Genomic DNA, 15072 nt, shown 5'->3' with positions numbered 1-15072 from the left:
TGATAAAATCCTTTATTTACCTTTGAAATAAAATATATTTATTACGTTTTTTCTTTAATTAAATGTGAGTTATTTATTTCTTTTTTATACACTTATTATAATAAATCATTAAATTTCTTTAAAATTGAACTTAATGAATTTTCCCATAAATTATGCTATAATATTTAATATTATATTTTCAAGGATATAAAATAAAAATTTAGAAGCCTTTTGGTTATGGAGGATATCTATGAAATATTATCTAGTAGCATTATTTGATGATTCATCATCATCTTCTTTAATAGAATCACAAAAAATAGTAAGTAAGAGGTATAGACTATATAAAAACACACAAGTACTTCATATACCTTTAGGAGTAATTAACACTAATGATTTTGACAAGCTGGATTCACTATTATCTAAAATATTTAATCCATACAAAAAATTCAAAACTGTTGTTGATAATAATATAACTTTTAATGAAGATTTTAATTCTATTGGTTTTAGGGTTGAAGATAAAGGATATATAAATAAGATAATAAGAAATATCTTTGATACACTTACACTAAACGGCATTAATATAAAGCCTTTCAATGGAAGTATCTTAAACATCCCTATGGCTAATGCTAATCATTCTGTAAGAAAAGCTTCTAACAATTCACCATTAAGTATAAATCCTAAATTAAGCAAAGATGAAATATACTGTACTGGAAAAATTGCAAGCTTTCAAATTTGGAAACAACCAACTTCTAATAAAGAAATAATAAAGTCTTATGCTTTAAAAGACTATTAAATAAAATAATATGACTAGATAACTTAGTTAAGTTATCTAGTCATATTATTTTATGGATATTAATATTTTCCTTTGGTTAAACTATCCTTGTTAAAGGATGGTGATTTTATGATTGCTATAATAATAGCAATAATATCTGGCGTAAGTATGAGCCTACAAGGAGTTTTTAATACTAAACTATCTGAAAAGCTTGGTCTTTGGGAAACTAATGTAGTTAGCCAAGCCATTGCCTTAATAGTTACCCTTATTGTTATGATTTTTGCTGGAAAAGGTGACCTTAAAGCTATAAAAGATGTTAATAAATTTTATTTATTAAGTGGTGTTCTTGGTGCTGTTATAATCTACACCGTAATGAAAAGCATCTCATCCCTTGGCACATCTTGTGGAATTGGAATAATTCTCATAGCTCAACTTGGTGCTGCAGCTATAATCGATTCATTTGGACTATTTGGAACTGAAAAAACTCCCTATGGCATAAAAGAAATGCTTGGAATAGGCATAATGATAGCTGGTATTATAATTTTTAAATGGAAAAAATAATTGAAATAAAAAATAGACATATTAATCAATATGTCTATTTTTTAACTTGTACATAATATAGGGTTCCAAATTCAAAGCAATTTCTTTCTCAAATGATACTATTAAGCTTACAGTTTATTTTTATTTTTATATTTGGAACCAAGTAAGATTTAAGAGTGAAAAGTTATAGTTGGTATTACTCACTTCGTTCCTAATATCTAAAAATAGAAATGCTTAAAAACTACGTTTCTATATTGTTTTCAACTAATTTGCTCTTCAAATTTAATAAAAAATCATTCTTTAAAATTGGAAGTCCAATTTTTACATTCACTTTCAATTTTCAATTAAATTAATTAGAATTCTCAACTGAATCATGAATAACTTAAAGTTTAAACTTGTTTCCCTATATAATTAACCTTTTATTTATATTTATAAGTTATAGATTTCTTTACACATATTTAAAAAAGCATTTGCTATAGGTGTTAACGTTCTCCTTGAACTCATAGCTAAGTATATACTTCTTTTAAGTGATAAACCATCTACCTTACTAATTCTCATACCTTCTTTTTCTACTAAATCTTCACATAAACATTTTGAAAGTATTGATACTCCCAATCCCATTTTTAGTAACCTCATTTGTGCGTCTAAGCTATTTACTTCGCAAACTGTTTTTAATTTACCATTATCTACTCCTGCTTCAGCTAGTGCTGATTCTAGAGTTTTTCTTGTTGCAGATTCTTTCTCTCTTATTATAAATTTATAATTTAATAATTCCTCTACATTTAAAACTTCTGGTAAATTCATTTCTCGTTTTGATACAATTACTAACTCATCATCTACAATTTTATAATTATTAATTCTATTATTATGTATCATTGTTCCTACAATTCCAATTTCACAGTTTAAATCTAATATGTCTTTTATTATTGCTACAGAACCTTGTTCTTTTATGTTAAATTTTACATTAGAATACGTATCATTAAATCTCTTTATTAATCCTGGTAATATTGAATTACAAGGTGTAGTACTTGCTGATATATTTAATTTACCTGATATATTATTGTTGAAATTAGACATATTTGTTATAGCATTATTTCTAGTATTTATTATATCTGTTGCATATTCTATGAAAGATTCTCCTGCTGGAGTTAGATTAACCTCTTTTGATGTTCTATCAAACAATTGTATTTTTAATTCTTTCTCTAAACTAGATATATTAGAACTTATTGTTGGCTGTGAAAGATAAATTGCATTAGCAGCCTTTGAAAAACTTCTTAGCTTCGCAACTGTAACGAAGGCTTCTAATTGTTTAAAGTCCATAAAATTCCCCCTAACATATTTTCAACACCACTTTTTTTATTTAGTGTTTCAACTAAACCTAATTTCAAATTAGGCAAGTCCAAATATTAATTTTAATTATTTTATAAATTAGTTTATTTAGTAGAAATATAAAACTTTTATAATGGTTTTTACTAAAAGGTTAATTTTATAATTTCCTACATATCTATTATCTATATATTTATTTGTTTTTTCAATAGTATTTATTAAAAAAATAAATACTATACAGAATATTATTTATTTTCTGATTTGAATATCCATTATTTTACTTAGAATTTGTTACATTTAATAAGATAATTCATATACTATAATGTAACATTTAATAGGAGGTTTTTTATGTTCTCTCTTAAAAGAAAATTATCTCCCGCTCTAAAAGATTCACTTAAAAATAATTTTTATAATAGATATAGAGTACTTATTGAATATAAATCTATAAAAAATGAAATCGAAAAAAAAATTAAATTCTCCAATGGTGAAATTCTTTTTTCTATTGAAGAAATTCAATGTATTGCCGCTAACATAAATACTACTACACTATTACGTCTCATAGAATTACCTGAGGTGAAATATATATTTCTAGATGAATATGCATTTTTATGTGGTCGTACACCTCTACTTTCTAATGGTGTTTCTCTACAAAGTAACAATAGTATATTAAAAGGTGATTACTCTTTATCTGGGCGAAACATTGGAATTGGGCTAGTTGATAGTGGTTGTTATCCTCATAAAGACATTATATATCCTAATAATAAAATTAAATGTTTTATAGATTTAATTAATGATTATAAATATCCTTATGATGACAATGGTCATGGTACATTTATATCTGGTGTACTTTGTGGCAGCGGCCATGAATCTAAAAATAAAAATCGTGGAATTGCTATAAATAGTCACTTATTAGTAGTTAAAGCCTTTGATAGTTCTGGCAAAGGTTATGTTTCCTCAACTTTAATGGCAATACAAAAAATCATTGAATTTAGTGAAGATTACAATGTAAAAGTTATTTGCTTACCTTTTGAAATATACAATACCTCTAATGATATTTTGTCATTATACTCAAAGATTTTTAAAATAGCATTACAAAAAAATATTATAATCATAGTTCCTTCTGGAAATAATGGCAATGAAGAGGACAGCATACGTGGTATTGCAACTTTAAAGGAAGTTATCACTATTGGTGGAATGGATACTCGTTTTGGTAATAACATATATCCATTTTCTTCTTGTGGATCATCTAAATCATCTTCTAAACCTGATTTTATTGCAGCCTCTGTTGATATAATTTCTTTAAACACAGATACAAATTATATTTCTGAAAGAAATGGACTAAAAATTTATCCTAAAAAACTCTCAAAACCTTATACTGAATATAGTGGCACATCGATTGCTTGTGCATATATATCTGGGGTTTGTGCTTTATTATATGAATATAATAGCGAACTTAATTTTAAAGATATATATGGACTCTTAAAAAGTTCATCATCTTTTATAAAAGAGAAAAAATGTATGCAAGGCAATGGTTATATAGACTTAAACAAAATTCTCCCCAAAAAAGATGGAAAGTAAATTAAAGGGATGATTCAAAAACAAACTTATTTTGAACCATCCCTTATATTTTAATAATTTCTTTTTATTAATTCTCTTCTTAAAAAGTCTAACAATGATTTCGTTGCTTTTTCTCTTATTTGTTGTCTATTTCCTGATAAGTTTAACTTCTTAACTTTAGTTTCCCCTTTAATACATATTCCTACATATACAAGTCCAACAGGCTTATCTTCGCTTCCACCGCCAGGGCCAGCTATCCCTGTTGTAGATAATCCAATATCTGCGCCTGACACTCTAGCTATTCCATATGCCATTTCCTTTGCAGTCTCTTCACTAACAGCAGTGTGAATATTTAAAGTTTCTTCTTCAACACCTAATCTTTTCATTTTAGCTTCGTTTGTATAAGTTACTGCACCTTCTAAAAATACAGATGATATACCAGGATAGTCTATTAACTTAGCTGCTAGCATACCTCCCGTACAAGATTCTGCTGTTGCTATAGTGATATTATTTTCTACTAACATCTTAGAAACTACTTCTTCTATTGTTGTATCTCCTAACCCATAAACATTTTCTTTAAATACATTTCTTATGTTATTTTCTATAGGTTTTATTAATTCATTAGCCTCAGTTTCACTTTCTGCTTTGGCTGTAATTCTAAAAGTTACTTCACCATCTTTTGCATACGGTGCTACCGTTGGATTAGTCTGATTTTCAAGTATATCCTTTATCATATCAGCAGCCATGCTCTCACCAATTCCTATAACTCTTAAGACTTTTGAAACTAAAATTTCAGTTTGATACTTCTTTAAATATGGAACTACACTTTCCTCAAACATTGGTTTCATTTCCTTTGGTGGTCCCGGTAAATTTATAAGAATTTTATTATTTTCTTCAATAATACATCCTGGTGCTGTTCCATTATTGTTTTGTAATATAATACAATCTTCAGGAAAATATGCTTGCTTTTTATTGCTATCAACCATTATTCTTCCTGTTTTTTTGAAATGTTCTTCTATTCTTTTCATTGATGGCTCATGTAATACACTTTTTTTATTAAAAAACTCAAAAGACATCTCTTTTGTTAAATCATCCTTAGTTGGTCCAAGTCCACCTGTTGTTATCACTAATTCAGCTCTTTTAAATGCCAAGTCGTAAGCTTCTTTTAATCTATTTTCATTGTCACCAACTACAGTTTGATGATAACAATATATTCCTAAATCACTTAATCTTTTAGCTAAGTATTGAGCATTTGTATTTACTATATCACCAAGTAATATCTCTGTTCCTACAGCTATAATTTCACACTTCATCTACGAATCACTTCTTTCAAATTAATTTATCTTGTAAAGATTAAACCTTTTGCATTGAAGTTTGTATTTCACTTCTAACTTTAAGTTCTAATTTTCTTTCACTGATATATTCTCTAAATAATATCAATATCCTTTATTTAAATCTACTTTAGTTATAACTTCTTCATCGCTTATATAATTTGATATATTTTGATATATATTAGAAAATCTTCTTACATTCCTCATCTCTGACACCCAGGAATTATGTGAACTTATAAGTACATTTTCTAATTTCCAAATTTCATTATCATCCCTTAACGGCTCCTCTTCAAATACATCTAATGCAGCCATTTTTATTTTTTTATTTTTCAATGCTTTTATTAATTCTTTTTCATCAACTATATCTCCCCTAGATATGTTTATAAAGTATACTCCATCTTTCATATTATCTATCATATCTTTATTCACTAACTTATAAGTGTCTTTTGTATACGGTATAGTTACAACAACTATGTCACTTTTGCTTAAAATTTTATGTGATTCTTTCATTGAAAAGCACTGTTTAAAATAATCAACACTATGACCCGTAGTATTAATCCCACAAATATTACATTCAAATGCCTCAAGTCTTTTAGCTGCTTCTGTTGCTATATTGCCTGTTCCTATAAAAGTAACATTTTTATCTGTTAGCTCTAAAATATCCATATTTATTTTCCATTTATTTTTCTCTTGATTACTATAAATCATTTTACTTTCCTTTAACATTTCTAATATTTTTAGAACTATCCACTCACCTATTGGAACATTATATCCATATTTGTTATTACAAAGTGTTATATTATTTTTCTTTACTATATCAAGTGGAACCTGATCTATTCCTGTACTTGTTAATAAAATAAGTTTTAAATTTTCCATTCTTTCTATATCTAAAGTTTTAAAAGGATTATAGCATGCAAGTATCTCTATATCTTTTAGTTCATCAGTGTAATATAAATCTTTTTCACTTTTTACAATTATATCTAAACCAAGTTTTTTTAATTTTTCTAGTTTTTCATCACCATAATTATATGTAAATAATGCTTTCATTTTTCTACCCCTTAACTCTATTTTTACTTTTTTAAAGGGAGCCTTTATTTTAAAAGCTCCCCTAATAATTATTAAAAAACTGTTTCCAGACTATTGAATAACTCTTTATTTTCTTTTATTTTCTTGTCATTTCCCAAAACATCATAAAAATCTTTTTCAAGAACATCAGAAATTAACTTTTTATAATTTCTTATATCCTCTTGTGTTGTACTTAAAACTTCTTCTCTTTCACGTTTTAAGTCATCCATTGATATTCCTCTTATATGCATACTTATAGCTTTTTCGCCTTTCATAGATGGTGTTAGTGGCATATCTAGGTCACTTATTGTACCAATTATATATTTTGTCATTTCTCTTTCTGTTGTAGAGAAGTTATTTAAGTATTCTACAACATTATTGTATGCATCTAGTGTCTCTTTTAAATTTGGATCTCTATATGAAACAAAGACTAAGTTACCACTCATTGCTAAGCTACTCATCGCACCATATGCTCCACCTTGAACTCTAATTTTATTCCATAAGTAATCTAATTGCATAACTGTTTTTAAAACTAATAATTTTCCGCTATAGTCATATCCTAATTGCTTGAAATTGTATCCTTTAGCTACATACTGAACATTTGATGGTGTTAATAAACCTTCATTTTTTCTTTCAACTTCAAACTTGTATGGTTGTTTTTCACATTTTTCATCTTTTAAGGATTTACTTATTATTCCTATATTATTTTTAAGTGCTTCTACTTCTTCTTTTTCACCAGTTATAGCAATCATCAAATTATCTTTATTAAATACTAATTTTTTAATTTGTTCTAGTTTATTGATTAAATTATCTACTTCATTATCAAAATTAGAATCAATTTTTTGTAAGAATTTATAATAACTTAATCCTGCTACTTTATCTATACAACTTGAAACTCCTGAATAATATGAATTAAGTCTTAATGCTGCTACTTGGTGACCTCTATCAATCATAACCATTTCTATTCTTGATTTTAATTGTCTAATAACTTCTTTTAATCTTTTTTTATCATCAAACTTAGTTTCATTGTATATCTCTGATAATAGTTCTAATTGTTTTGGAACTTTATCAACCATTGCTTTAGATGAACCTATAACATAAGGATAGAATTTATTAGTATCATCTTTGTCTCCATATACTTCACTTGTAAAATAAATGCCACCAGTATTTATTAATACATCATTTGATAAATCTATATATCCTCTTCTTTCTGTATTAACTTTTCCTAATAAAGATGTTAAAAGACTTAAATAACATATGTCTTCTTGTTTTATACAATCACAATTAAAATGCATATTTATATAAGCTATTTTACTTGTAAATGTATCATGCCATAATATTTTAATTCCATCTTTTTCATCTTCTTTGACACTTAAATCTTCTACATTATGATCAATATCTTCTAAATCTAATAATGGTATTGTCTCTAAAGCCTCTTTTGTATCTGGTGTATTTTGTCTCTTTATTAAATTCTTTGTATTTTCAACTATTTTATTTATCTCTTCTTTACTTAATGTTTCCTTATACTGTCTTAATTTCTCTTTTAACTTCCCATTTCTTTCTTCCGCTAAACCTTTTTTAGGTTTTAATATTAAAAGAGATGTATGCTTATTATCTAAAAGATATTTTTCTATTAAATTTTCAAAGTAATTTTCTTTAATTCCTTCTTTTATAATAGAAAGCACTTTATCATATTGTAAGTGAACAAGTGCATTTTTATCGTGCATCCAGCTGTCCATAGCAGTTATATAATAAAATAGTCCCTTTGGAAGTCCTTGAAAATCAGCTTCTCTTAGCTTAAATTCAGTTATATTTAAACAAGCTTCTATTAACTTTTTATCTATTCCATTTTTAACTAAATCTTTTAATGTATTTTCAACTATATTTTCAAACTCTTCTTTTTTATTTTCTTCTGAATTTTTTACTATTATACTAAACACTGGTTGAAGTATACTACTATCAAAACTTCCATAAACATCTTTTCCTATATTTGCATCTATTAATGCTTTCTTTAATGGTGCTCCCTGTGCTTCTAGTAATAAATGCTCTAATATATCAAGTGATAAATGTAATTCTTCATCATATGATTTACCTGTTACATAGTTTAATGCTAAAAATGTTTTTTCTTCTTCTGTCTCTTCTTCTGTTATTGAGTATTCTGTAGTTACATAATTTCTATCATTAAAAGACTCTTGTTCTTTAATTTCTGAATTAACTTCTTTATATTCAAATCTTGATAAATATTCATTATCTATAAATTCTAATGCTTTATCTAAATCAACATCACCATATAAGAAAATATAACTATTAGATGGATGATAATATTTAGAATGAAATTCTGTAAATTCTTCTTGAGTTAATTCTGGAATAAATTCAGGGTCTCCACCAGATTCCACTCCATAAGTTGTGTCTTTAAATAGAGTTTCTTGTATTTTTCTCATTAAAACTCCCTCAGGAGAAGAAAATGCTCCTTGCATTTCATTATAAACAACGCCTTTATATTTAAGTTCATCCTCTTGATTTTCAAGTTCATAATGCCATCCTTCTTGCATTAAAATCTCTGGTGTATTGTAAATATTAGGATAAAAAACCGCATCTAAATATACATCCATTAGATTGAAAAAGTCCTTATTATTTTTACTTGCTAATGGATAAATAGTTTTATCTGCAAAAGTCATTGCATTTAAAAAAGTATTTAAAGAACCTTTTATTAATTCTACAAATGGCTCCTTTGTTGGGAATTTTCTTGATCCACATAATACACTATGCTCTATAATATGAGCAACACCTGTACTATTCTCTGGAGGTGTCTTAAATCCTATAGTAAATACCTTATTAGTATCTTTATTTCCTAAATACAAAAGTTTTGCCTTTGTCTTTTCATGTTCAAATATTTTAGCTGTTGAATTAATCTCATCAACTTTTGTTTCCTCAACAAATTTAAATCCATGGTAATTTTTACATTTATCGCAGCCCATATTTCTGCCTCCTTATGTTAATTGTATTTTTATCATATTTCTTATAATCGTGGTATCATTATCTTTCCAATCATTGAAATAATGTTAGCATCTTCCATATTAAACTCTTTTTTCTTTGCATGTACAGATAAACATAAAATTGCTTTTACATTATCACTACTTATCACTGGAACCATTAATATTGATTTACATTCTACTAACATAGATGTATTTCTATCTTTATTATTAATAATTTCCCCAGTATTATCCCATTCAATCGTATTAATAGTTTTCTTATTTTTTATAACATCTTCTATTAAATTTCTGTCATAATAATCTATTGATGACCATTCTGTATCAAAGGCTTTTCTTGTATATTTCTCAATAATCTTTTCATTTTCAATAATAAATAACGATACAGTATCACACTCCATAGTTTCAATTATTTTTCCTAGACAAATATATAAAACATTTTCTTTTACTTTATTTTCTGCAACAATTTCAATTACCTCCATAATAGTTGTTGCAGTTCTTATATCTCTATTAATATTTCCTGATATTATACCTGTTATTTTATCTAAGGAATTTAACTTACACTTATAAGTTTCATCCCAAACAAGAGATTTATTTCTTCCTGAATTTTTAGCAGCATACAATGCCTGATCTACCTTTTCTACTAATTCATCGTAATTCAATGCATGACTTGGATAATTTGCAACGCCTATGCTAATAGTAACATCAATTTTTCCTTGTAAAATATCCTTTTCTTTAACACCTTTTCTAATTCTCTCAGCAATTTTAAGTGCTTCTTCTGAATTAGTATCTGGTAAAACTACTATGAATTCCTCTCCGCCATATCGTCCACAAACATCTGTTTCTCTAATATTTTTCATAGCCTCTTGGCATATATCCCTTAAAACATCGTCTCCTCTTCTATGACCAAATTTATCATTTATATTTTTAAAGAAATCTATATCAAACATAAGTATAGAAAAACTTGAGTTACATTCGCTACTGCATTTTATTTGATTAACTATAGCTTTTTCTAAATATTTTCTAGTTATTGTTCCTGTTAACTTATCTAGTGATGAATTCAACTCTACTAAATGTTTATCTATAAGCACACCTAAAATTTTACAAAGTTTCAAACATATATTCAATGTGTTTTCATTTATATTATTTAGTATTTTATCTGATTCTAAATATAGATATCCCTTTATTTCACTATTATTTCGTGTGTTTACCTTTCTATTTTGTGCAATAACTTGTAATTTATTATCCATAATTACTGGTATACACATTTTTGATTTTGCACCTATTGTACTTTTTTTACATATTTCTAAATCTATATAGTCCATATATTGTTCATATTCAATTATTGGCTTTCTTCTATCTCTAACCTTGTTTATTATACATATATCTTTGGGAAGTTCTTTTATATGATTATTCTCTTGTAAAACTTCATATTGTTTATCATTTTCTATAACAACCATTACTTTGCTTGATATAGTTAGATAACTAATGTAATTTAAAATTAAACTTATATTATATAAAGTATCCTCTGCAAATTTATTCAATAAATCATCTGTTGATTTAATTTTTAAACCTTTTATAATAGCATTAGATTCTTTCAGTTTTTTACACATTATATTACTAAACATAAATTCTTCATTTAGTATATCCTTAAATGTTTTTTTAATTTTCTCATCATCATTAAATTCTATTTCATATTCTTGTAAATCTAAAACTTCTTTTCCTCGCTTATAGAATTCAAGTAGTGATTTGAATTTTGTAAAAACAATATGCATATTATTTTTTTGTAAAATTCCCATTCTTAAATATCTAGGAACTTGAAGTGTTATATCTATAACACTTCCACAACTTTCAAAATAATATATTGATGCATAATCATATTGCCCTTTATTTAGGAAATAATCCCCAATACACATAAGAACTATCCAAAGTATTAATTCATCACTACTTTGTTGTAATTTATTAAAAATATCATATAATTTATTTAAACTTATATCTTCATATAAGACATGATTAAAAAATTCTAACTTTATTATATTTCCATTAAACTCTATACAATCCTTATATTCATTTATCACTTCCAATAGTTTTTTAGCTTCTTCTAAATTTCCATTAGAATATAAACTAGTTATGCTTAGGAAAATTATTCCTATAATAGATTCTTTATTTGGAGCATAATCTAACATCTCTTTTAGAGATTTTAATTCTCCCTTTATTATAAGTTCCTTATTTTTCTCAAGACATAATAAATCATATAATGTATCTACTTCTCTTTTTACAACAGACCCAGTACTTTTGTACATTAACTTTGCTGATTCTAGTGATTTTTCAGCTTCATCAAATTTTCCTGATATATAATTAAATTTATATTCTAATATATAAAATTGTGCTTTATCCCTTATATCTAAATCATCACTTAGTACATAATCCTTAGAATAAATATAATATCTATATGATTCACTATATTTTCCAAGTTTAAATAGCAATGAAGATATATATAATTTACTGTACAATTCAAATGTTGTATTTCCTTGTGCCCTAGCTTTTTTTATTGCACTTTTAAATGTTTTATAGCATTCATCATACTGATCTAAACTATATTGTATAAATCCAACATTTATAAGTCCAAGTAATTCAAAGTATTCAAAGCTATTATTTTCACCAATTCTTTTAACTTCTTTAAAACATTTTAACCCATTATCTATATCTTCATAAAAATCACTATATATAATACCCATGCTATTATACATTTTAGCTTTTTGAATAGAGTTTTTTGAATCGCATATCTTAATTGCTTCCTTTAATATTGGCAATACTTCTTCAGGTTTCTCTAATATTACAAGTGTTCTAGTCATTAATTCATAAAATTTAACTTTATACTCTATATTCTTCTCATCACATAATCCAATACCTATATTACACATCTTATAACAATTAATATAATCTAATTTATTAAAGTATATTTGTGCTTTTATAAGTACATATGATATATTTCCTTCTTCATAATTACATTTTTTAAATAGCTCCTCTAGCTTATTTTGATACTTCTCAACTTCTTCATAATGTGTCTTTACAAAGTGTAAGTACATTAACTCCAATGTAGCGTCTATAGTTAATATAATCCATCCATTTTCTTCTCCTATTTCACTTGCTTTTTCAAAGCATTTCATAGATTGTTCTATTTCTCTTGAGTCTTTATATAATTGACCTGTCTTTATAAGTAATTTTACTAACTCTACATCATATTCTTCTCGAGTTACTCTTTTTATTATTTTAAAATAATTTTTTATAGTATCCCTCTTATTATTTATTTTCAACATTCTTTCTGCATTTATCTTACAAAAATATTTTATTTCATCTTTAAGATTAGCCTTTTCCACATGGTATATTATCTCTTCTATATAATCATAATTCTCAATTAAATAGCTTTGCTTTAAAGTTTTATACGCTAATTTGTGCATATCAATTCTTTCATCATCTTTTATATTTTTATATAAAAAAACTTTTAAAAACTTATTATAAAAATCATATACAAATCCACTATCCTCTATTTTTCTGCATAAGATTCCTGATGATATAAGTTCATTAATTTTTTCTCTTAAAACATCTCTATCTACATTAGTTATTTTAAGAATTAATTGCATGGATACACCTTTATTAAATATAGCCATTGTTTTTAAAATTTTATATGTTATATCATCAAATCCCCATATTTGTTGTTCTATTTCATCATATATTTTTTTAGGCAAACTAAATTTACTTAAAATTAATTCATCCATACTATTTCCATTTGAACAATTCAACTCTGGATTTTTAAGTAACTCTTCTATAAACAATGGATTTCCCTTACTTATACTATACATTGCATCAATAAATTCTTTTTCTAAATTTCCTTTAGATAATATATTTTTTATCATTTCTCTGGTTTCATCTATATTAAGTTCCTTTATTCTTATATTTAGCCTTATATTATCCTCAACTTTATTTAAAAACTCCATAAATTTTTTATTTCTAAGGCATTGTCCATCACAATAACTAAAAATTACTAAAACCTTACTATTTTTATTATATTTTTTAAAATTATATAAAAATAATTTTAAAGTATACTCATCTGCATAGTCTAAATTGTCCAATATAATTACAATAGGTTTCTCTTCAAATGTTTCATCTAAAAAATAACTTATTTCACTTATGCATTTTAGACCTTCTTTTCTATTAAAATATGTTACATCATCAATATCATCAAACAATTCTGGAACAAACTTAGCTAATGTTTTTTTATATTTTTCTATTACACTTTTGCTTGAATCCTTAATAATATCTTTTAAAATATAATTTAAAAACATATTATGTTCTTTAAAGTTATCTTTTAAATTGCTATATATCTTTACTCCATTTAAATTTAGTACATACTCTAAATATTTTAAAAATGTAGTTTTTCCTATTCCAAACTCTCCATGTATAGCTATAGTTTTATCTATTACTTCATACTTGTTTATAGATTCATAAACACTTAAAATTGATGCTACTTCTTCATTCCTTCCAACTACTTTTGTATCAAAGTTAAGTATATTGGCTGATTCAATTTTTAATTCACTGTCATTTACCTCATAAATTTTTGATATGTCTGATATTACACCATCTATATTTTTATATCTTTCTCTAGAATCTATGTTTATCATTTTCTTTACAATTTCGCATAAATCATTATCTATATATTCTGACAATTTCCACTTGTTATAACCATTATTTATATTTTTTATTATTGATTGTAATATGATACTATTAACATTTATTTCTTTGTACTTTAAAAATAAAATTAATAAGAAAACACCCAATGCATATATTTGCTTACTTTTTTCATTTTCTTCATTATATCCTTCATATGGTTTAAATAGTTCTTTGTTTTCTTGTTCTTCACTAAACTCATACTTGGTAAGCTCTACTGATAGTATATCTTTTAAAATTATCTCATCTTTATCAACATCATAATAAACTACATCATCATTTAAGTATTTATAATTAAATCCTTTATCATTTAAATATTTTATTTCATTACACAACTTTATAAATACATGAATTATTTCTTCTCTATTTGAAAATTTAATATTACATAAATGTTTATCTGAATCTATTATTTTATTAGTATAATAATATGTTTTTTTTAAAGCTGCTTTATTATCTATATCTTTTACAAGTCCAAATTCATGAATAGGTATTAATCCTTTTTGATTTAAAATACTTAAGCTAGAGCAAGATTCTATACAAAAATTTATGAAATTTTGAGATATGGTATTAGCATCAAGAATGGTAATAGCTACTTTTACATTATTTTTCAAATCAATTCCATGATATATGGAATAAATTCTACTACTCTTTATTAATTTTGTTATTTTATATCTATTATTTAACACTTCCATTCTTATATCTCTCCCCACCCATTTAAATTTTTTCAAAATAATATATGTATATTTCTTGTACATAACTTTAGAACTCATATAATTTTATAGAT

8 protein-coding genes are annotated in these 15072 nt (G+C 25.3%); 3 read left to right on the top strand and 5 right to left on the bottom strand.

Annotated elements, in window-relative coordinates; genetic code table 11:
• The first annotated feature begins 229 nt into the window (after positions 1-229).
• Complete coding sequence (locus AC07E4_RS02895) at positions 230-772, top strand: hypothetical protein (protein ID WP_034439626.1); 543 nt, start codon at positions 230-232, stop codon at positions 770-772.
• Between the two features lie 108 nt (positions 773-880).
• Positions 881-1312 (top strand): DMT family transporter, encoded by a 432-nt coding sequence (locus AC07E4_RS02890; RefSeq protein WP_034439629.1) that lies wholly within the window; start codon positions 881-883, stop codon positions 1310-1312.
• Positions 1313-1720: 408 nt separating this feature from the next.
• On the opposite strand, the gene AC07E4_RS02885 is transcribed toward AC07E4_RS02890, so the two are convergent.
• A complete protein-coding gene (locus tag AC07E4_RS02885; RefSeq protein ID WP_034439632.1) occupies positions 1721-2611 on the bottom strand; it encodes a selenium metabolism-associated LysR family transcriptional regulator in 891 nt (296 codons plus the stop codon).
• A 354-nt stretch (positions 2612-2965) separates the two neighbouring features.
• Here AC07E4_RS02885 and AC07E4_RS02880 point away from each other — a divergent pair, with 354 nt between their 5' ends.
• Entirely contained in the window at positions 2966-4195 is a 1230-nt protein-coding gene (locus tag AC07E4_RS02880; protein WP_034439635.1) for a S8 family serine peptidase, read from the top strand.
• A gap of 50 nt (positions 4196-4245) precedes the next feature.
• Here the strand turns inward: AC07E4_RS02880 and AC07E4_RS02875 are convergent, their stop codons facing one another.
• The 4 genes from AC07E4_RS02875 to AC07E4_RS02860 form a co-directional block, all read right to left on the bottom strand.
• A complete protein-coding gene (locus AC07E4_RS02875; protein WP_034439638.1) occupies positions 4246-5487 on the bottom strand; it encodes a competence/damage-inducible protein A in 1242 nt (413 codons plus the stop codon).
• Positions 5488-5610: 123 nt separating this feature from the next.
• Entirely contained in the window at positions 5611-6552 is a 942-nt protein-coding gene (locus AC07E4_RS02870; RefSeq protein ID WP_430830244.1) for an NAD(P)-dependent oxidoreductase, read from the bottom strand.
• A 71-nt stretch (positions 6553-6623) separates the two neighbouring features.
• Positions 6624-9548 (bottom strand): insulinase family protein, encoded by a 2925-nt coding sequence (locus AC07E4_RS02865; protein ID WP_478215680.1) that lies wholly within the window; start codon positions 9546-9548, stop codon positions 6624-6626.
• Between the two features lie 41 nt (positions 9549-9589).
• Positions 9590-14980, bottom strand: a complete 5391-nt coding sequence (locus AC07E4_RS02860; RefSeq protein WP_478215679.1) for a diguanylate cyclase — start codon at positions 14978-14980, stop codon at positions 9590-9592.
• Between the last annotated feature and the right edge of the window lie 92 nt (positions 14981-15072).

The sequence above is a fragment of the Clostridium amazonense genome (genome assembly GCF_056431285.1).
Note: the sequence above shows the minus strand (reverse complement) of the source record. Positions and strands in the feature narration are given on the sequence as shown.